The sequence below is a fragment of the Parendozoicomonas sp. 209JJ7-1 genome, assembly GCF_058147085.1.
In genome coordinates, this window is sequence record NZ_JBYVJU010000020.1 from 28,859 (window position 1) to 48,929 (window position 20,071).

18 protein-coding genes are annotated in these 20,071 nt (G+C 50.2%); 12 read left to right on the plus strand and 6 right to left on the minus strand.

Annotation, left to right across the window (positions count from 1 at the left end; translation table 11 throughout):
• Positions 1–118: 118 nt before the first annotated feature.
• A complete protein-coding gene (locus ACY2RQ_RS17250) occupies positions 119–400 on the minus strand; it encodes a hypothetical protein (RefSeq protein ID WP_490114239.1) in 282 nt (93 codons plus the stop codon).
• On the opposite strand from ACY2RQ_RS17250, the gene ACY2RQ_RS17255 reads away from it, so the two are divergent.
• From ACY2RQ_RS17255 to parE, 5 genes are all read left to right on the plus strand, one after another.
• Positions 399–1,325 (plus strand): RING finger protein, encoded by a 927-nt coding sequence (locus ACY2RQ_RS17255; RefSeq protein ID WP_490114240.1) that lies wholly within the window; start codon positions 399–401, stop codon positions 1,323–1,325. The genes ACY2RQ_RS17250 and ACY2RQ_RS17255 overlap by 2 nt on opposite strands.
• Before the next feature lie 137 nt (positions 1,326–1,462).
• On the plus strand, positions 1,463–2,404 hold the full coding sequence (locus ACY2RQ_RS17260) for a protein DA1 (protein ID WP_490114241.1): 942 nt from the start codon (positions 1,463–1,465) through the stop codon (positions 2,402–2,404).
• Positions 2,405–2,494: 90 nt separating this feature from the next.
• Entirely contained in the window at positions 2,495–3,133 is a 639-nt protein-coding gene (locus tag ACY2RQ_RS17265; protein ID WP_490114242.1) for a YqiA/YcfP family alpha/beta fold hydrolase, read from the plus strand.
• A 134-nt stretch (positions 3,134–3,267) separates the two neighbouring features.
• Positions 3,268–4,320, plus strand: coding sequence for a hypothetical protein (locus ACY2RQ_RS17270; RefSeq protein ID WP_490114243.1), 1,053 nt, complete (start codon positions 3,268–3,270; stop codon positions 4,318–4,320).
• 950 nt (positions 4,321–5,270) lie between these two features.
• The gene (gene parE, locus ACY2RQ_RS17275) at positions 5,271–7,160 is read left to right on the plus strand and encodes a DNA topoisomerase IV subunit B (protein ID WP_490114244.1); all 1,890 of its coding nucleotides are present in this window, start codon (positions 5,271–5,273) and stop codon (positions 7,158–7,160) included.
• 69 nt (positions 7,161–7,229) lie between these two features.
• Here the strand turns inward: parE and ACY2RQ_RS17280 are convergent, their stop codons facing one another.
• Positions 7,230–7,691, minus strand: coding sequence for a nucleoside deaminase (locus ACY2RQ_RS17280; RefSeq protein WP_490114245.1), 462 nt, complete (start codon positions 7,689–7,691; stop codon positions 7,230–7,232).
• A gap of 515 nt (positions 7,692–8,206) precedes the next feature.
• Between ACY2RQ_RS17280 and ACY2RQ_RS17285 the strand changes: the two genes are divergently transcribed.
• The 7 genes from ACY2RQ_RS17285 (at position 8,207) to ACY2RQ_RS17315 (ending at position 14,807) form a co-directional block, all read left to right on the plus strand.
• Positions 8,207–9,901: a hypothetical protein gene (locus ACY2RQ_RS17285; RefSeq protein WP_490114246.1), complete on the plus strand. Its 1,695-nt coding sequence runs from the start codon at positions 8,207–8,209 to the stop codon at positions 9,899–9,901.
• Positions 9,902–10,225: 324 nt separating this feature from the next.
• Positions 10,226–10,756, plus strand: coding sequence for a hypothetical protein (locus ACY2RQ_RS17290; RefSeq protein WP_490114247.1), 531 nt, complete (start codon positions 10,226–10,228; stop codon positions 10,754–10,756).
• Between the two features lie 40 nt (positions 10,757–10,796).
• Positions 10,797–11,075, plus strand: coding sequence for a hypothetical protein (locus ACY2RQ_RS17295; RefSeq protein ID WP_490114248.1), 279 nt, complete (start codon positions 10,797–10,799; stop codon positions 11,073–11,075).
• Positions 11,076–11,092: 17 nt separating this feature from the next.
• Positions 11,093–11,974 carry a hypothetical protein gene (locus tag ACY2RQ_RS17300; RefSeq protein ID WP_490114249.1) on the plus strand — a complete coding sequence of 294 codons (882 nt, stop codon included), beginning with the start codon at positions 11,093–11,095 and terminating at the stop codon, positions 11,972–11,974.
• Between the two features lie 16 nt (positions 11,975–11,990).
• Positions 11,991–12,836, plus strand: coding sequence for a hypothetical protein (locus ACY2RQ_RS17305; RefSeq protein ID WP_490114250.1), 846 nt, complete (start codon positions 11,991–11,993; stop codon positions 12,834–12,836).
• A gap of 139 nt (positions 12,837–12,975) precedes the next feature.
• Complete coding sequence (locus ACY2RQ_RS17310) at positions 12,976–13,824, plus strand: hypothetical protein (protein WP_490114251.1); 849 nt, start codon at positions 12,976–12,978, stop codon at positions 13,822–13,824.
• Between the two features lie 143 nt (positions 13,825–13,967).
• Positions 13,968–14,807 (plus strand): hypothetical protein, encoded by an 840-nt coding sequence (locus tag ACY2RQ_RS17315; RefSeq protein ID WP_490114252.1) that lies wholly within the window; start codon positions 13,968–13,970, stop codon positions 14,805–14,807.
• 60 nt (positions 14,808–14,867) lie between these two features.
• On the opposite strand, the gene ACY2RQ_RS17320 is transcribed toward ACY2RQ_RS17315, so the two are convergent.
• The 4 genes from ACY2RQ_RS17320 to ACY2RQ_RS17335 form a co-directional block, all read right to left on the minus strand.
• Positions 14,868–15,854 (minus strand): hypothetical protein, encoded by a 987-nt coding sequence (locus tag ACY2RQ_RS17320; RefSeq protein WP_490114253.1) that lies wholly within the window; start codon positions 15,852–15,854, stop codon positions 14,868–14,870.
• Positions 15,855–16,111: 257 nt separating this feature from the next.
• Positions 16,112–17,806, minus strand: coding sequence for a putative 2-aminoethylphosphonate ABC transporter permease subunit (locus ACY2RQ_RS17325; RefSeq protein WP_490114254.1), 1,695 nt, complete (start codon positions 17,804–17,806; stop codon positions 16,112–16,114).
• Positions 17,803–18,894 carry an ABC transporter ATP-binding protein gene (locus ACY2RQ_RS17330; protein ID WP_490114255.1) on the minus strand — a complete coding sequence of 364 codons (1,092 nt, stop codon included), beginning with the start codon at positions 18,892–18,894 and terminating at the stop codon, positions 17,803–17,805. Before ACY2RQ_RS17330 ends, ACY2RQ_RS17325 begins: the two co-directional genes overlap by 4 nt.
• An 81-nt stretch (positions 18,895–18,975) precedes the next feature.
• Entirely contained in the window at positions 18,976–20,013 is a 1,038-nt protein-coding gene (locus tag ACY2RQ_RS17335) for a putative 2-aminoethylphosphonate ABC transporter substrate-binding protein (RefSeq protein ID WP_490114256.1), read from the minus strand.
• Positions 20,014–20,071 lie beyond the last annotated feature (58 nt).

The following is a 20,071-nucleotide window of genomic DNA, read 5'->3' on the forward strand; positions in this document are numbered from 1 at the left end:
CCCTGCTTCACTTTCCTGTGCAAACCGGGTCAGGGACTATGCTTGCCAGCTTTATCAACTGCCTTTTTCCCCGTCCAGCCCGGGTAACTGAACCCGAAGGCTGGAGCTTGGTCCCACCTCAAGGTAACAACGATAAAAATACTGTATCGGTACAGACAGTTTCTGTTTCTCCCTCGACAACAGCAGCTTCTGTACAGGCAACCCCGGAACAGCTCCCCGGAACACAGACTTTTTTTCCTGGACGTAAACGCCCGGTGGCTGTATCAGCCCAGACCCAAACCATTCGGCCATCACCACCAGCCAAACGCCGAAGAGCCACTTCGACCCAGACACCAAAGACAATACCAAAGGGAATGCCAAAGGGAACTTTTACAGTGCCAGCCGCAGCCGGTATTAACATGGTAAATACCGGGCGTCTGGCGGTTATGCTGCACAGGCTGATCTGCCAGGACACCAATAATTTTGCCCAAAGGCTGGTTGTTCTTCCCTGTGGGCACGGGCTGGACAAAGCCACCGCTGATAAATGGTTACAAAACCATGAAGAGTGTTCTGTATCAGGATGCTCCGGCAAAGCCAGCACAGCAGAAACTCAGCAGAAAGATCACATCATCAGGGTTCGAGAGCTTGTTATCGACCTCTTTCGGGAAGAACGGCTTACCCGGATTTTTACAGGGCCTTTAAAAACACATTTTGATAACTTCTGCTCCGCTATAGCCCAGAATACCCCTCCCCTGCACACCGCCGGCCGGGAGCAGTGCAATAACCAGATTAAAGCGGCTATAAACAAAGCGATACCTGCACTTTCCGAAACACAGATTCTTGTTCCGCGGCTGCGGGTGACTGCGACTCCAGACCTTCCAGCCCCTCCATCTTCAACAGGAACAATGTCATCAAAACCCACATTATCGCCAGCACCGGCGGGACTTCATGGGACAGCTTTCCGTCCAGGGAGAACACCCCTCCTGCCAACCATATGGGTTACGACAAAGGTTATCCATCACTGGATACCCGCCGGCCCGTCCTTTGGCCGAACCGGAGTTATCCACAACAGTTATCTGGTACACGGGGATAGCCGGCACGGTGCGGAAATACCCGCAAGACGACTTGTTGAAACAATGCCCGATACTCCTGAAGGCCAGAAGCTCTCCAACTCCCTGTGCAATGCAGCCAGCAAAGGAAAGCGCTTTGCTCTTACCGGAAACACAGAAGCCAACCGAACCTGGGACTGGAGCCCCCAGATTCCCCGGGTTCAGGTGAATGCGCCGGACGGGACAACCCATCACTGGAAAAATGTTGCCAGAATCCTCAATGCACGGGGTTTATAACTGGACAAACTGGCATCCGGCAGCGTATCAGTAACACTCCTATCACGGCGCTCCCTGAAACTTCGGGTTCAAGACGTTCTATGCTGAAGACGTTCTATGCTGAATAAGTCAGAACCTCTCAGGGATAAGTCCTGCCTGTGCAGTGCCACCATTGCAAAAAAAACATTACCGGGGATTTTGTCCGGGCCTTTCAAAAGGTCTGGCACCGGGAATGTTTTCTTTGCACCGGGTGCCAGAAACCCATTCAAGGGCGATACCTGAAAAAACATGGCAGGGCCTGGCACGTCCACTGTTTCCAGAAAGCGTTTATTCCCGACTGTACAGTCTGCGGTAAAGCCCTGGCCAGCCGCCACCTGCAGGATTACTGGGGCAACCGTTTCTGCCTTTCCCATAGAAAATACGCCACCTGCACAAGTTGCGGTCGAATCGTCTGCGGCCCCATCACCAATGGCGGCATACGCTTCCCCGATGGCCTGATGATCTGCCACCTGTGTACAGGAACAGGCGTAACCACAGATGCCAGAGCAGAAACACTGATGATGGAAATGCGCGGAGCACTCAAGTCACTTGGCCTGAATCTCTACCAGGCCAGCACCCCCATTCGCCTGGCCGACCGTGATGAACTGCACAGCAACAGTCGCCACAATTACCACGACGACCACCCTCTGCTTGGGCTGGCAATCTGGAGTACCAGCTATGTTGGCAAACGCATAGTGGGAAGGGAGTTCAAGGAAATACTGGTGCAAAATAATCTGCCGGAGAACCACTTTCGAACGGTAGTCATTCATGAACTTGGACACGCCTGGTTTTTCTACAACAACCCAACGGGCAGAAAACTCCCCCTTAAAGTTGAAGAAGGCTTGTGTGTACTGATTGAATATCTCTGGCTCAAAACCCAGAAAAACGACGATGCCCATTATCGAATGAAGCTGATTACAGAATCACCCGACCCTGTTTATGGAGACGGATTCCGTCAGGCTCGCAAAGCCATGAAGTATTTACCATTCTCCTCGGTTGTGAGATATGCATTGGAGAAAAGGAAGTTTCCTTCTGCCCTGGCTGCGTTTTTTTACAGTTAGCAGTTCCCGCATGCCAGAAACCATCCTCTATCCGGTTCAGGAACAGAACTTTCGCTGCTACCATGGTGCTTTTATTTCCGACAGATCACCATGACCGATTTCACCAGTTCAAAGCCCATGCTGCTTTATATACATGGCTTTAACAGTTCACCAATGTCGTTTAAAGCCCGTGAACTGGGCAACTATATAAAGGGACATGGAATTGATTGTAACTATCTGGTACCCGAACTTTCTGAATGGCCCGGACAAAATGCCCGTAACCTTTTAACCCTGGCCAGTGAAGCTCTGGAACAACACCCGGTCTATATTATCGGCAGTTCCCTTGGTGGATATTACGGAACATGGTTGATGGAAAAACTGCTGAAACTGGACGTTTCATTCCCGGTAAAACTGGTGCTTGTCAACCCGGCTGTGAACCCCGGGGAAAAGTTTGAAGAATACCTTGGCTCCCAGAGAAATTATTATAACGGCCAGGAATATGAACTGACCCGGGAACATATCGAGCAGCTCAAGCATCTTGAAGTATCCGCCCTGCACCGGCCCGACAACATCCTTCTCCTGGCCCAAAAGGGTGATGAAACCCTCGACTACCGCCTGGCTGAAAATTTTTATCAGGACTGCCCCCAGCGTATTGATGAAGACGGACACCACGGCTTTGAGAACTTTGCCCAGTCCATTCCACTGATTCTGGGCTTTTTCAGCCCGGCGCTGATTCCTGCTGCCTCCTGACCCTTCCGGTCAGTACACATCCATGCGCCCCTCTGCATGACTAAGACTTTTGTCTTATATAGCTTAAAGAGGCGGAACAAACGCCTTTCCTGACACTCAATTATCTACAAACGGACTATCGGGAAAGTTGAGCTATGGATCGTACCTCCCCCCTTTTATTAATGGTTTTTCTGGTTATTTTTCAGCCATGCATATGGGCAGAAGAATCACTACCGGTTTATATCAACCCACTGAAAGGAATCGAGATATTCAACAGTATTTCAGAAGATGACTATTTTTCCGTGTTCTGTCATACGGATATAGATCACTATATTCCCCCTTCAGACGACAAGAAACAAAGCTGCCATAAAGCAGTCTCGGTTATACAGAGCCACCTTGAACAACTGGCCAGCACCGGTAACAGTGCAATAGCGAGTCCAGACCTCCTCAAAGATATAAATGCATCCTTTTTCAATGGCCAGGACAAATTCCGAAGCAATCCTTCGAGCCTGCTGCCAGAGTACAGCCTGATTATCAACAGTGCCCACGCAGCCAGAGAGTTAATTTCTATAACACGCGACCTGCACCAGCACTCAAATATCACCCTGCTTGGCTTTCAGGAATGCCCGAAGCCAAAGTCCGCTCAGGCAATTCTGGAGTTGGCTGAAGACCCAGAGTATCTCGGGAATACATTTCTAAAGTTCAGGCTAGATCGCATTGCAGAATGCAAAACAGAACAAGCCAAACACATAGCCAGGCACAGTCAACGCATACCATTTCCCCTTTTCACTTATAGTGAACAGAAGCTCAACCAGATGAAAATGGTGACCGCATATGGAATACCTTCCGTCCTGGTTCCCGGCGCTACAGAAGCCGTGACCTCCAGACTAAATACAACCCTTCTGAACTCCACATGGCTCAGCGAGGATCAACTGCTGCATTATTTGATTCAGGAGACGAAACTCTTGTCCCTTTTACATCCTTTTCTGGACGGCAACACCCGCACCATGCGCCTGCTGCTCAATTACACCTTACTGGCTCTTGGCCAGGAACCTCTTGTCACACAGTTTCTGTCTGATTTCAGAGTCGGAGCTTCGGCAGACGTATTAATCAGTTATAACAATGAAGAACCGGAAGGCCCTGTACAGTGGGGAAAAGACATGATGGAAAAGGGACAAATCCATTCCTCTACGGAACTGGGTTTCTGAGATTTCACAGATACATTTTGAACAAACCCGCCAAGACGTTTTACACTTGGTCGTTTGCGGATATTCAGGACGCTGTAACCTGGAGTCCGATCTCATACTCTTCGGCGACTTCTCGAGGAGGCTTTTGATGAAAAGCCGAGATGAACTGGGCGGCATTACAATGGTGCTAAGGATATTCTTGATGAGATGGCGCTCGAAGGTAACGATGCTCAGCAGCATGAAGTCCGCACCCTGCTGGATCAAATCAGTACCTGATGCTGCCCGACGGTTGCGGCTGACAACTGCCTGCTTTGCAGGCAGTGATTGTTTGAACTAATCGCAATGTATAGTGTGTTGCCAGTCACCCAATTTCCATGAGCACTTATGTTGTGTTTCATATCCCCCATCCGGTGACCATGAACTACAGATGGCATGGCATATTCCGTGTGAATTGGTTGCGCCACCTATAGCTTTGATGCCCGGGCAAGCCTCGTATACGTGAGTGAAACCGGGTTTTGTAATTTGTTCATAAATGGCGTTTGAGTCATCAATACAGTTGCTACCAAAAGCGCAACTCACCAGACCTAGACAGGACAGACAGCTAAGATTCAGAATTCTGGATTGTCGCATAGGGTTTTTCTCCGGGTGACCTGATAGCCCATTGCTTGACCAGCCGTTCGCCTAGCCAAGTCAATATGGAATGCCTTGGTAGTGTAGATCCAGAGTCGGGGCTTCGACAGACGTATTAATCAAGTTATAACAATGAAGAACCGGAAGGCCCTGTACAGTGGGGAACAGACATGATGGAAAAGGGGCAAATCCACTCCTCTACGGAACTGGGTTTCTGAGATTTCACAGATACATTTTGAACAAAACCGCCAAGACGTTTTACACTTGACCATTTACGGATATTCAGGACGCTGTAACCTGAAGCCCGATCTGTCGATAAAAGGGAACTGTTCACGCGTACCATGCAGAACGAATATAACGCTGAAGCCATTGAAGTCCTGTCCGGTCTTGACCCGGTGCGCAAGCGCCCGGGCATGTACACCGACACCACACGTCCCAACCACCTGGCCCAGGAGGTGATCGATAACAGTGTCGATGAGGCTCTGGCAGGCCATGCCTCAGAACTGAAAGTGGTGCTGCACCCGGATAACTCCCTGGAAGTGACCGATAACGGCCGGGGCATGCCGGTGGATATTCATCCCAAGCATAAAGTCTCCGGTGTCGAACTGATCCTGACCCGTCTGCATGCGGGTGGTAAATTCTCCAATAAAAACTACCAGTTCTCCGGTGGTCTCCATGGTGTGGGCGTCTCCGTTGTGAATGCCCTGTCCACCAAGCTGGATATCACCATTCGCCGGGGCGGGCAGGTGTATAACATCGGTTTTGCCAATGGCTACAAAGCCTCGGAGCTGGAGGTGGTTGATACCTGCGGTAAACGCAATACCGGCACCACTGTACGCTTCTGGCCCGATACCAGTTATTTTGATTCTGCCAAGTTCTCTGTTATCCGTCTTAAGCACGTACTGCGCGCTAAAGCTGTACTCTGCCCGGGACTGAAGGTCATCTTCCACGAACTGTCCAGCAATGAAACCGAAACATGGCACTATAAGGATGGTCTGAGGGATTATCTGTACAGTGCCGTAGAAGGCTTTGAACTTCTGCCTAAAGAACCTTTTACCGGCAGTCTGGCTGGGGAGAAGGAAGCCGTAGACTGGGCTGTTATCTGGCTGCCGGAAGGTGGCGAGCTGATTACGGAATCCTACGTAAACCTGATCCCCACCGCCCAGGGCGGAACCCATGTAAACGGCCTGCGTACCGGCCTGCTGGAAGCCATGCGGGAGTTCTGTGAATTCCGTAACCTGCTGCCCCGGGGCATCAAGCTGGCTCCCGATGATATCTGGGAACGCTGCTCCTATGTGCTGTCTGCCAAGCTGGCGGACCCACAGTTCTCTGGGCAGACCAAAGAACGCCTTTCTTCCCGTGAATGTGCGGCCTTTGTCTCCGGTGTGGTAAAAGACGCTTTCAGCCTGTGGCTGAACCAGCATACGGACCTTGCCGAACTGCTGGCGGAACTCTGCATCAGTACAGCCCAGCGCCGTATGCGCAAGGCGAAAAAGGTTGTCCGCAAGAAAATCTCTCAAGGCCCGGCACTGCCCGGCAAACTGGCGGATTGTTCCAGCCAGGATATGAACCGCACGGAAATCTTCTTTGTGGAAGGGGACTCCGCCGGCGGCTCCGCCAAACAGGCACGGGACCGGGAGAATCAGGCCATCATGCCCCTGCGGGGTAAGATCCTGAATACCTGGGAGGTGGACTCATCCGAAGTCCTGGCTTCCCAGGAGATTCACGATATCTCTGTAGCCCTGGGGGTAGATCCTGGTTCCGACAAAATCAGCGAGCTGCGCTACGGCAAAGTCTGTATTCTCGCCGATGCCGACTCCGATGGTCTGCATATCGCCACCCTGCTCTGCGCCCTGTTTATCCAGCACTTCCGCCCCCTGGTGGAAGGCGGGCATATCTATGTTGCCATGCCGCCCCTGTACCGTATCGATATCGGTAAAGAGGTGTATTACGCCCTGGATGAAGCCGAGAAAGACGGCATTCTTGATCGACTACATGCAGAAAAGAAGAGAGGAAAGATTAACGTCCAGCGCTTTAAGGGGCTGGGCGAGATGAACCCGCTGCAGCTCAGGGAAACCACTATGGCTGTGGATACCCGTCGCCTGGTTCAGCTGACGGTTGATGATGCACCCGCTACACGTCAGGTGATGGATATGATGCTGGCAAAGAAAAGAGCGGCGGACAGAAAGAGCTGGCTGGAGACCAAGGGAAATCTTGTAGAAATCAGCTAAAGCTAATTCTTCTAACTTCTAATAATTGCGGGCACAATGTCCGCAGTTCTCCCCTCAAACATAGCCGGCTTATCCAGATTTCGACCAATATTCCCAGTGCAACTCGTCTGCCATCGTTTCTTCCATCGGCCCGATTACCTCAACACTCTCATGACATGATGCAAAGATGCTCCCACCATGCAAGCCAATGCCCTGCCCGGCAATTTTGTCCAAAGTCTCTGCACTGGTACCGAATACGACATGCCTGACACCTGCCCAGTAAATGGCCCCTGCACACATTGCACATGGCTCGGTACTTGTATACAGCGTAGCGTTTTGAAGTGTCTCATCCGGCAATTTTCGACAAGCTTTACTGATCAGATTTAATTCAGCGTGTCGGGTCATATCATGCTCCGAGTGAATGGTATTTTCCGCCTCCAGAATAATATCGCCGTTGTGAACAAGAAGAGCGCCAAAAGGCTGATTCCCATGCTCTACGGCCTGCTTCGCCAGCTCTATGGCACGGGTTATAAAGAAAATGTGATCTTTCACCACAATATTCCATTCCAACCTGACTACTTATAAAATAGCGGATCAGGTTCGTCTGTGTCAGGAATTGAGCATGAAGCATGGAATCAAGAACTATCGAATCAAGAACTGAACGCTTCACACTCAAAGTGGATGGCATTCAATCCATTTTCAACCCGGAAATAAATTAAACCCTTTTCTCCCTGTTATGCCAACTAACCTCCTGGTTAGTGAGCGGCCCCTTCCTTTTTGGTGTAGTGGCTGCTGTGCAACAAGGGCAGGCCTTCATGAATAATATACAGGGTTCTTCACAACAACCGACAACCTCTACCGTCGATCAACAACCAGCCGCCCCAGCTACCTCTGCGACGCGGCCTGTAATTCTGTTACTTATTAATGCCCCTATATTCTTTCCGCCTGCACCGGGAATGGCCCCTGCCCGCGATCAACACCTGCAAAACCGGCTGATAAATATTCAATTTAACCCGGCAATATACCATCACCCGAAAGAACAGCCTGTTCCACCCCCCGGAAAAGCGGTGAAGAAAAGACATCGCAGGCATAATCTCCCCCCCCGTTTCGCCCCCTTTGGGCTTAAGCGGGCAGTGAATTCTGAATTAAAGAAGACGCCTCAATTTCCAGGCAAAACAGAAAGTCGACTGCCCCCTGCAGCTCAACAAACAGCGGAAAAGATGGAAGTTGACCCTCCGCCCCCCAGTGAACTGTCAGAACTGGGCCAACAGCTTTTCAGTGATCCCAAAGCGCTTCACCCACACATATATATCGCCCGTAAATTCAGTACGGGAGGCTGTGCTGTGAGCTACAGCTACGATATAAAGCCTGAAATAAGACGACAGTTAGTTCCACAAACATTGAGGGAACAACTGGTTGTTCCACGACTCCGATATCACTGGTATTTTTCCCTGTCCCATACATCTCCGCCTGTTTCCCGCCTGCAACCGGCAATGGAGGAAGCTTTTACAAGTGGTACAGGGAAGCACGTACCCGCCATACACTGGGAGAGTACAACCACAGCACCAGATACATACTCTTTATTCTATGTGCAGGAAAAGAAAACCCGCTCATTCATACAATCAAAAAGACCAGCCAGTCTTTCTCAGGATACGCATTACTATATCCTTGAGTCTCCGACACCGGACAAGCAGGATGGGGTTCTTGCCATTTTCAATTCTGAGAAAGGCCATCCTCTTTGTCTGTCGAGCAGCTTTTCAGCACAGTCGCCATATTACGAACTGGAGAAGAATGAAGGCGTACTTTTTGTACCGGCCAGTATGGATACCAACCCATCATGGAGACTTGCAGGAAAATACCAGTTCACACGGGCAGTCATTCATACCAATCCCCTTTTCTATGGAGGCAACCCCATAGTTAAAAGTTCTTCTTCAAAATCACCCACCGTCTCTGTGTCCACCCTTCCGGAAGGGGAATACTTCCTTACTGAAAAGATGATGGCAGAACTGATGCTAAGTCAGAAGAAAAAAGCCGGTGACTGCTTTCAGACTATTTTTACAAATCAGGGCAATATCAGGTGCCAGATGAAGTATTTAAAAAACAAGACAACCTTCTCCCGCAGTTTTATGGTTGGCTCTGTCCATAACAATCACTATGTGATGGCAAGGATTCTGAGAAAAGACCAGGATATTATTATTTATATTCACGAAACTCTGGGGGCTTCCCACGCCATAGCTGAAGGTATACGGGATACTGTAATTTCTCCGGTGCTTGACGTTTATCCGAATCATAATATCAGCTTCTTCACACCGGGCTTTGCCATACAGAGAGATACCAGCTGTTGTGGCGTGCTGGCCCTGAAAAGCATTCGGGGATTTGGCAAGCGCCCTCACCTGGACAGCTGGTTGTGGAGTCTTCATGAATCCCGACCAGACAGTTTCCTGAATCGGGTTGATCAGGGATCTGCCGGGTACAATCCAGAGGCAGAACCTCCGGAGAGCTGCAAAATCCCGATTCAGGACATGCCCGCTGTATTATTGAAGAACTACCAGGGTAAGCGGGACACACTGTCTTCTGAACAAATGGAAACCATTGTCAGCCAGAAAAGCAATCTTACCCTGGCGGAATATATCAGCCTGTATGAGTATGAGCTGCCCTCCCTGACAGTCCCGGAAGGCAGATCAAAACCCAACTTTTCCGCACTGCACAAGAAGTATAAATACTTTCAGAAAATACTGCTCAACGCTGAAAGGCGCTCCTGACTTATATTGATTGCGCCGTTTGCTTCCTGCTTTCATCCGCACTCTCCCCGCTGTTCGTTTTCCATAGCCGCCATAGGCCCATGGGTGGAGCGTTTAACATGAGTGGAGCGTTTAAAATACGTCAGCAGGCGTACAGTAGTGATTTCCTGAAAAGCACCTGCCCCGTTTTGGTATCTATACTACTTACCAGCCTGAACCTTTAATTTATAGGTGTCGTGTATGCGCGTATATCTTATAGCTGTCTGCGGGCTTACTGCCTTCAGCGCCTGGTCCGGCGAGGTTTCCGTCACCGTCGATCTGCCACTGAAAACCAGCTAGGGGACTGTGCAGAATCTCCACCAGCTCCGGATTGTCGAGGCCCCTTCTTCTCCCCCGCTTTCCCATTCTCTCTCCAGCGACTCGGAAGCTAAGGACGTTACGGAAGCGACCGGAGAGACAGTCTTCCTGGCGACCAACTCCACAATCAGCAACGTCATAGATGCCCGACCGGTCACACACAGGGTACAGCTGCAGGAGGGCAAGCAGTACCAGATGTATCTCAGCACAACAGGGGAAAACAAAACCTGGTGGCATACAAAACCCTTTACCTACACCCCTGATCACAATCAGAACCAGAACACCCTCTCGGTTTCTGGGGACAGTACGCCTGTTTTTCTGTCCATAGACGGTCAGCCCGCAGGTGGTTTTTATGATTCTAATGGCTGGGTTAGTGCCAATATCTCGTGTGGCGGGGTTGCTATTGGTGGTGGAGGCTATGGCTGCTCTATCTGGCCAGGGAGCGGGGGGGGGTTTACAATTTGCAAGTGGTACTGCCGGCCTTGGTATTGGTGGTGGTCATGGCGCAGGGAGCTTTGATCTACAGGCTATATGCAGCAGAATCAAAGATGAAATGGCCATGGGGTTTGTCGAAATTGTTGTTTACTTCATGATGAAGTTGTATACCTCGGATTTAAAGGTCAATTTAGGTGGTGGAGATATGGTGGGGTTAGGTGTAGGCGGAGGGTATACGTGGGGTTATATGAAGCCTGCGATAAACTGCATGCGAACTGAAAACCAGAAGAAACCGGACTCATCAGGAAACAGGTATATTTTCCATTTCAGAAAATCTGAAAAACTGCCTGAAAAAGCACCTGTCCCCGTTTTGATATCTATAATTACGCGCCTGGAACTATAAATCACAGGTGTCGTATTATGCGTGTATGTCTTATGGCTGCCTGTGGGCTTGTTGCCTTCGGAGCCTGGGCCCGCGAGGTTTCTGTCACCGTCGATCTGCCCATGAAAACCAGCCTGGGGACGGTGCAGAATCTCCACCAGATCCGGATTGTAGAGACACCCTCTTTCCCCTCCCTTTCTCATTCTCCCTCCAGCAACAGTGAAAGTATTGAAGAGACAGTATTCCTGGCGACCAATACCACCATGGACCCCCGACCGGTCACACACAGGGTACAGCTTCAGGAAGGGAAGCAGTACCAGATGTATCTCAGCACAACAGGGGAAAACAAAACCTGGTGGCATACAAAACCCTTTACATACATGCCTGGCCACAATCAATACCAGCAGGAGCAGCAAGACCAGCAGGAGCAGCACACCATCTCGGTTTCCGGCGGCAGTACGCCCGTTTTTCTGTCTGTAGGAGGTCAGCACGTGGGGGGTTTTTATGATACCAATGACTTGGTTGGTGCCACGGCCTCCTGTGGCGGGGTTGCTATTTTTGGTGGAGGCTATGGCTGCTCTATCTGGCCAGGGAGCGGGGGGGTTTTACAATTTGCAAGTGGTACTGCCGGCCTTGCTATTGGTGGTGGTCATGGCGAAGGGAGCTTTGATCTAAAGGCTATATGCAGCAGAATCAGAGATGAAATGGTCATGAAGTTTGACGACGTTATAATTTACCTGGATCTGGCGTTGTTTACCTCAGACTTTAAGGTCAGTTTAGGTAAAGCAAGTATGTTTGGGGTAGGTTTAGGCGGGGGGTTTACGTGGGGTTATATGACTACACACACGGCCTGCGATAAACTGCATGAGAAAGCACCTGCCCCCATTTTGATGTCTATACTTGCCAGCCCGAACCTGTAAATTGTAGGTGTCGTGTATGCGTGCATGTCTTATGGCTGCCTGCGGGCTTGTTGCCTTCGGAGCCTGGGCCGGCGAGGTTTCTGTCACCGTCGATCTGCCACTGGAAACCAGCCAGGGGACTGTGCAGAATCTCCACCAGCTCCGGATTGTCGAGGCCCATTCTCCGTCCAGCGACTCTGAAGCGAAGGACGTTACGGAAGCGACCGGAGAGACAGTCTTCCTGGCGACCCACAACATCATAGATGCCCGACCGGTGACACACAGGGTACAACTGCAGGAAGGGAAGCAGTACCAGATGTATCTCAGCACAACAGGGGAAAACAAAGCCTGGTGGCATACAAAACCCTTTACATACATGCCTGGCCACAATCAATACCAGCAAGAGCAGCAAGACCAGCAGAACCAGCAGGTCCAGCACACTATCTCGGTTTCTGGCGGCAGCACCCCTGTTTTTCTGTTTGTAGACAGTCAACACGTGGGTGGTTTTTATGATGCCAATGGCTGGGTGGGTGCCGCATTCTCCTGTGGCGGCTTTGCTGTTGGGGGTGGAGTCTTTGGATGCTCTATCTGGCCAGGAAGCGGGGGGTTTTTAAAATATTCAAGTACAGCCGCCGGCATTTCTATTGGTGGAGGTCATGGCTCCGGATCCCTTGATCTGCAAACTGTATGCGGGAGCATCTCAAAACAATTTTCCATAACATTTATTCAGGTACTTTTTTATTCACATCTAGACTTGTCCTTCGGTGGTCTGGACGCTCTGATTATTGGTAACGCGGATATGGGAGGGTTGTTTATTGGCGTGGGGGGGACGTGGGGTTATATGAAAATACACACAGCCTGCGATAAGCGGAATACCAACTGAAAACCAGAAGAAACCGGACTCATCAGGGGCAGGTATATTTTACCTTTCAGCAAATCTGAGAAACTGCATGAGAAAGCACCTGCCCCCATTTTGATGTCTATACTTGCCAGCCCGAACCTGTAAATTGTAGGTGTCGTGTATGCGTGCATGTCTTATGGCTGCCTGCGGGCTTGCTGCCTTCAGCGCCTGGTCCGGCGAGGTTTCTGTCACTGTCGATCTGCCACTGAAAACCAGCCTGGGGACTGTGCAGAATCTCCACCAGCTCCGGATTGTCGAGACCCCTTCTTCTCCCCTGCTTTCTCATTCTCCCTCCAGCAACAGTGGAGATATTGAAGAGACAGTCTTCATGGCGACCCACAACGTCATAGATGCCCGACCGGTCACACACAGGGTACAGCTGCAGGAAGGGAAGCAGTACCAGATGTATCTCAGCACAACAGGGGAAAATAAAACCTGGTGGCATACAAAACCTTTTACATACATGCCTGGCCACAATCAAGACCAGCAGGACCAGCAAGACCAGCAAGACCAGCAGAACCAGTACACCCTCTCGGTTTCTGGCGGCAGCACGCCCGTTTTTCTGTCTGTAGGGAGTCAGCACGTGGGTGGTTTTTATGATGCCAATGGCTGGGTTAGTGCCACGGTCTCCTGTGGTGGTCTGGATATTGTTGGTGGAGGATGGGGGTGCTTTATCTGGCCCGGAAGCGGGGGGATTTTACAATATGCAAGTGGATCCCTCGGCATGGGTGGTGGTGGAGGCCATGGCTCCGGGGCCATTGATTTGCATAAGATATGCCACAAAATCTCAGATCAATATGACATGGTATTTCTCGAGTTCCTGTTTTACGAACATGTGTGGATGCAGGGAGGGAAAAAACGGGACAACGTTGGTTACGCGAATCTGGGAGGGCTATTTGCCCCTGGTTTGGGGACGACGTGGGGTTATATGAAAGCACACACGGCCTGCGATAAGCGGAATACCAACTGAAAACCAAAAGAAACCGAACGACCAGAGGCCGGTATATTTTACATTTTAACTCAACAAATCTGAGAAACTGCCTGAAAAAGCACCTGCTCCCGTTTTGATATCTATACTTGCCAGCCTGAACCTTTAATTTATAGGTGTCGTGTATGCGCGTATATCTTATGGCTGTCTGCGGGCTTGCTGCTTTCAGCGCCTGGTCCGGCGAGGTTTCTGTCACTGTCGATCTGCCACTGAAAACCAGCCTGGGGACTGTGCAGAATCTCCACCAGTTCCGGATTGTCGAGGTCCCTTCTTCTCCCCCACTTTCCCCTTCTCCGTCCAGCAACAGTGGAGATATTGAAGAGACAGTATTCCTGGCGACCCACAACGTCATAGATGCCCGACCGGTCACACACAGGGTACAGCTGCAGGAAGGGAAGCAGTACCAGATGTATCTCAGCACAACAGGGGAAAACAAAACCTGGTGGCATACAAAACCCTTTACATATATGCCTGGCCACAATCAAGACCAGCAAGAGCAGCAAGACCAGCAGAACCAGCACACCCTCTCGGTTTCTGGCGGCAGCACACCTGTTTTTCTGTCTATAGACGGTCAACCTGCGGGTGGCTTTTACGATGCCAATGGCTGGGTTGGTGCCAGTTTTTCCTGTGGCAGCATTACTTTTCCGATTGGAGGGAATGATTGCTCTATCTGGCCCGGGAGCGGGGGGGTTTTACAATATGCGGGTTTCTCTTCCGGGGTTTCCGCTGGTGCTGGTCATGGCTCCGGGGGCATTGATCTGGAGACTATATGCCAGATAGTAAAAGATAAAAATAATTTTGCCCTCAATTTTGCCGAGTTCCTCTTTTACGAGCATGTGTGGTTGATGGAATTAAAGTCAAAGCGCGGTGTGGGTTACGCGAATCTGGGAGGGCTATATGGACCTGGGATGGGGGCTACAGTCGGCCGTATGAACAAATACACGGCCTGTGACGTGAAAATCTAAATGCGGGCAAAATCCAGCCCTGCAAACCACGGTTTTCTCGGCAGCTTGTGGGCGCAGGCTCTATTCAGCTATCCAGTATTCACCACCCACATTCAGTGCTGTAAGTCTTTCTTCCATAACCTCCAGCGCTTGTCTGGCATGCCTGTTATCAGGGGCCAGACCTTCAAACAGATGATGATAGAAAGACAGACTTCTTTTTATGAAGGACACACTTTTCGCCATGGCCGTATGCATAAATAAGATGCCATCACGAATTTCTGACTCCATGTCTTGAATCTTTTGCTCATGGGAACTTTTCCATAACAAAAAATCCAACACTGGGATTATCAAACCAGCACTCTCCTTCTTCAGAATTTCCTCTCCCCGTGATTTCCGTAATGATTCAACTTCATTAACCTTTACAAAAAGGCTTGTTAATTCCGAAAGCGCATCATGGGCGCTACCAGGATCACCAGAGCATTCATTTTTAAGGAACTTTAAACAGTCAGACGCTTTTTGGGATAGACCAGCGTAGTCCGGCAACTTTTCGTCTTCTGGTAAAGAGCAGGACACTTCTGCTCCACAGGTACGAAACTCCATCACATCTGAAGAATAAAATATGCTTTCTTCGTCAGTGGTGGCAGGCATAGCAATGAAACAGGGAAACATATCTGCCGTATCACCAAACACCCCTGTCTGGCACAACCTTCTCAATTCAAACTGGATATGGCGGGCTGACTGTCTGTTTTTACATTGAAGAGGCGTATCCCCCAACATCACTTTTTCATAAAGAGAGGCAAGCTGAAGGTGATAATTCAGGAGTGCATGTCTGTCATGGATACCACCGGAATACTCACCGTTAATATCGACATGTCTTACACAATGGGAAAAATATCGGTAGTGCGTATCCAGGGCACTATTCAGGCTTGCTAAACAGGTTATTCCCTGCTCAACAATTTCTACGACTCTGTCAGTAATAAGGTTTTCCGGAGATTTCTTGCATGTGTGATCACGATTAGGGCCAGAATTGATCTTTTTCGTTGCCGTAACAGGGGAAGCAGCAGGCAACCCGGCATCACGAATACTTCTTTTCCTTTGAGGAAGCCTCTGCCCTGCACGCATAAACCCCTGCCATCGGTCACGGGAAATTGTCTGTTGCATACTTCTTTCTCCCTGAACCCTGTATATGCCCCTGCCCCGACAGATCGGTGAATATAATTTTGAGTACCAGGCAGGGCATAAATTCCCTATATGTCAGGCGGACTGATGCCCCTGTTAGACTTTGAAAGTTACTCTACCTCAATGGGTTTAATTATCAATTTGGCCTAAACGAACCAGAGCCTGCTTTTCTTCCTTACCCCCCAGGTCAAACCACTGTACAACAGCCTGACCACGATGGCCGTAACCAGAATAACAGTTGCCATGGCTGCGGCGGGAGCCGTATCCCCGGCTTCATCCATATTCAGAATGGCCACTGCCGCCAAGGTTGTATCCGTGGAATAAAGAAAGACAACCGCAGACACCGTCGTGATAGCCGCCAGGAACAGGTAGACAGAGATATCCAGCAGCGCCGGAATACACAGAGGCATAGTCACCCGTCGCAGCAATTGCAATGACGAAACCTTTAAGGAATGTGCAACCGCCGTATATTCATCAGGAATCTGCTTAAGGGCCGTAACCGCCGTCAGATGAGGCACGGTGTAATAGTGGGCGATTGTTGAAAGCACCAGTATAAAAATAGTGCCGTATATCAGGTTTAACGGATTATCCGGATGGTTAAAGAAGAAGATATAACCAAGGCCAAGCACCATACCAGGCACCGCAAGGGGAATAAACGTCAGTAGGTGAAGTGTATTCCGGGATGATTTGAACCCTTCGCTTTTTTCCACCAGCCAGGCCACCAGAAACACCACGACAGTACCCCAGAAGGCCGTTAGCAGAGCCATCTCCAAAGAGTTATACCAGGCACCCCAGCCTCCGCCATCCATAGTATCAAAATCATAGTTGGCGAGGGTGAATTCCAGATTATAGGGCCAGAAGCTGACAAAGGACGCATACACCGCCATACCAATCACAACCAGCAGGCTGCCAGCCACAAGCAGGCAGAAGACAAAATAAGCTGTATCCCGAACAGGCTTCGCTTCCGGCTGATAAGGCACCGCACTGCTGCTGAACAGTTGTTGCTGCCTGCACTGGAAGAAACGATCCATGCCAAACGCCAAAAAAGACGGTAGCAACAGCAGTACCCCAACCACGGCCCCCATCTGAAAATTCTGCTGACCGGCAACCTGTTTATAAATATCCGTCGCCAGCACATTAAACTGCCCGCCAATCACCTTGGGCACACCAAAATCAGCCAGAACCAGGGTAAACACCACCAGTGCGGCACTGACCAGCCCATAACGGGCAGAAGGAAGAGTGACCACAAGAAAACGACGCCAGGCCGGGGTTCCCATTACCTTTGCAGTTTCATGGAGGCGCTGGTCGGACATACCCAGAGCAGTATTTAAAATTATCAACCCATGGGGAAAGCACCACAGGCTCAGGCCAATAATCACACCTGTGCCACCATAAAGGGATTCCCCAGGAAACCACTGTTTAATTATGCCCTGATTGCCAAACAGATAGATAAGCCCAATGGCAGGCATCATTGACGGAGCCAGTTGAGGAAGTTGGGCCAGCAACCGAAAGATGGATTTCCCCGGCATACAGGTGCGATTCAGCCCATAGGCATAAAGAAAAGCGGTGACAGTCACCAGCACAGAGCAGACAACCGCCAAGTAAAGAGAGTTTAACGCAGATTCAAGCAATGCCGGTGTTTCAAAGTAATAAAGAAAATTAGCGGCACCAACAAATTCCCCGTCACTGTTTTCCACACTGCGGGATAATAAAGACCAGACCGGCAACACCAGAAACAACACAAAGCCCAAAATAGCCGTACCAATACCCAGCGCCTGTCCAGAAAAAAACCGCGAAGGAAGAGCAGACCGCAGAAAACCTTTTTCAACCACACTGCTCATGCCGCAACTCCCTTTGGCAGAAGACAACAGTTCACTACATTAATCGTTACCCATGCTGGTTGATTGGGAGCAAGCTGTAAGCCATGGGCCGCAGAGAGTGGCACCGCAGCCTTTAACGGCTGTTCCATTCTATTTTCAAGGAACAGTTCAACAAGCAGCTGTGATCCCAGGAATTCAATATCGCCAATATATCCGGCAGCGCTGGGCTGTTCCGGTGCAGTCGTGTGAATCTGCAGATGTTCAGGTCGTACCAGCAACGATGAATGACCGTTACCAGACCGGGATAACTCCGAGCACGACAGTGGCCGGTTCCATCCGGGAAGATGGAGCATATGCTCAACAAAGCGAGCATCCAGTGTATTGGACGTACCAACAAAATCCGCAACAAATGCGCTGGCAGGCTGCAGGTAAATCTGTTCAGGGGTGCCCACCTGTTCTATACGACCTTTGTTCATAACCACTATTCGGTCAGCCATGGCCATGGCTTCCGCCTGATCGTGGGTCACCATAATTGTGGTCAGGCCAAGTTTGTTATGAATCCGGCGAATCTCACGTCGCAGGTGCTCGCGGATTTTCGCGTCCAGGGCAGACAAAGGTTCATCCAGCAGCAGAAGCCCCGGCTCCATGACCAGAGCACGGGCCAGGGCTACACGCTGTTGCTGGCCACCGGATATTTGTGAAGGATATTTATGGCTGTGCTCAGCAAGGCCGGTCAGGGTCAGCAGTTCATGAACACGACCCTGAATCTCTTTTATCGGTCGGCGCTGGTTTACCAGACCAAAGGCAATATTGTCGAAAACAGTCAAATTGGGAAATAACGCGTAGGACTGGAAAACAATACCAAAGTCACGGTCACTGGCAGGTAGCCGCGAAATATCCTGCCCACCCTGAACAAGGCTTCCACTGTCTTGTGTTTCCAGCCCGCAGGTTGTTCGTAACAGTGTCGTTTTTCCGCAGCCGGACGGGCCAAGAAAACAGATAAACTCTCCAGCCTCTACCGACAGAGAAATATTATCCAGTGCTTTGGTGCTTTCTGCCTTTGAAGTAGGAAAAAATTTAGTTAAGTTCTCAATCTGCAGATAGCCCATCACTCTTCCTCCTGACCAACCTGATCCATCCGAACAAAAACCCTTAAAATCTGGCTAGGATCTGTTGTTATTTTTTAGTTATTATTTCTTCGGATCAGACTTCGCGTCGTAACGGCTCTGCCATTCCTTCAGAATACTCTGACGGTTGCCAGCGGCCCACTCAAAGTCATTATCGATCATCTTCTCACCGATACTTTCCGGGTAAAAAGGCACAGACTTGGTCACTTCAGGAATACCGATTACTGCGTAGTACTTGTTGTACATACGATTAGCTTCTTCGGTGACAGACCAGTCCAGCAGTTTCTGAGCAGCGGCCAGTTTCTTGGTGCCTTTAATAATGGCAGTAGCTTCCAGGTCCCAGCCAAGACCTTCCCTGGGAGTAATAATCTCCAGGGGAGCGCCTTTCTTTTTGGACTTGGCACCACGGTAGGCGAAGGAAATACCGATGGTGGTTTCACCGGCGGCGGCCAGCTTACAGGGCTTGGAACCGGAGTGGGTATAACGGGAGATATTCTTGTGCAGGTCATCCATGTAAGCCCAGGCTTTTTCCTTGCCAAACATCTGCAGCCAGCTGGATACATCCAGGAATCCGGTACCGGAAGAGTTGGGGTTAGGCATAATGATGTGGCCTTTATAAACAGGCTTGGTCAGATCCTGCCAGGAAGCAGGAGCGGGGACATTGTTCTTCTTACCTTCCACTGTGTTGTAGCAGAGACTGGCCACCCAGGCTTCCGCGCCCACCCAGGAAGGCACTTCCGCATTATCAACAAAGCTCTTGCGCAGACGCTCAACACCCTTGGGCTTATAAGGTTGCAGCATACCTTCGTTCTTGAGCAACATCAGACTTGTGGCAGCCAGCCCCCAGACGACATCTGCCTTGGTGTTGTTCTTTTCAGCCAGCAGTTTGGCGGTAACAATACCGGTGGAATCACGAACCCAGCGAATATCAATATCCGGATTGGCACTTTCAAAAGCCTTCTCGTATTCCTTCAACTGGTCTGCTTCAAAGGCTGTGTAAACAGTCAACTCAGTTTTAGCAGCAACGCCAGCGCTGAAACTCACTGCAGCAGCCAGAGCCAGACCGGCTTTTATCCATTTTCCTGTTTTGCTTTTTGTCATCTCCATCGCTCCTGCTTCCGGTAACAATTTTTAAAATTGGTCTATACCAGAAGAGATA

Excerpts from the sequence above, each read along its gene's own strand:
- ACY2RQ_RS17255 (WP_490114240.1), top strand. The coding sequence starts at position 399 with ATGGTAAATACCGGGCGTCTGGCGGTTATGCTGCACAGGCTGATCTGC.
- ACY2RQ_RS17250 (WP_490114239.1), bottom strand. The coding sequence starts at position 400 with ATGTTAATACCGGCTGCGGCTGGCACTGTAAAAGTTCCCTTTGGCATT.
- ACY2RQ_RS17265 (WP_490114242.1), top strand. The coding sequence starts at position 2,495 with ATGACCGATTTCACCAGTTCAAAGCCCATGCTGCTTTATATACATGGC.
- ACY2RQ_RS17270 (WP_490114243.1), top strand. The coding sequence starts at position 3,268 with ATGGATCGTACCTCCCCCCTTTTATTAATGGTTTTTCTGGTTATTTTT.
- parE (WP_490114244.1), top strand. The coding sequence starts at position 5,271 with ATGCAGAACGAATATAACGCTGAAGCCATTGAAGTCCTGTCCGGTCTT.
- ACY2RQ_RS17295 (WP_490114248.1), top strand. The coding sequence starts at position 10,797 with ATGGGGTTTGTCGAAATTGTTGTTTACTTCATGATGAAGTTGTATACC.
- ACY2RQ_RS17300 (WP_490114249.1), top strand. The coding sequence starts at position 11,093 with ATGCGTGTATGTCTTATGGCTGCCTGTGGGCTTGTTGCCTTCGGAGCC.
- ACY2RQ_RS17305 (WP_490114250.1), top strand. The coding sequence starts at position 11,991 with ATGCGTGCATGTCTTATGGCTGCCTGCGGGCTTGTTGCCTTCGGAGCC.
- ACY2RQ_RS17310 (WP_490114251.1), top strand. The coding sequence starts at position 12,976 with ATGCGTGCATGTCTTATGGCTGCCTGCGGGCTTGCTGCCTTCAGCGCC.
- ACY2RQ_RS17315 (WP_490114252.1), top strand. The coding sequence starts at position 13,968 with ATGCGCGTATATCTTATGGCTGTCTGCGGGCTTGCTGCTTTCAGCGCC.
- ACY2RQ_RS17325 (WP_490114254.1), bottom strand. The coding sequence starts at position 17,806 with ATGAGCAGTGTGGTTGAAAAAGGTTTTCTGCGGTCTGCTCTTCCTTCG.
- ACY2RQ_RS17330 (WP_490114255.1), bottom strand. The coding sequence starts at position 18,894 with ATGGGCTATCTGCAGATTGAGAACTTAACTAAATTTTTTCCTACTTCA.
- ACY2RQ_RS17335 (WP_490114256.1), bottom strand. The coding sequence starts at position 20,013 with ATGACAAAAAGCAAAACAGGAAAATGGATAAAAGCCGGTCTGGCTCTG.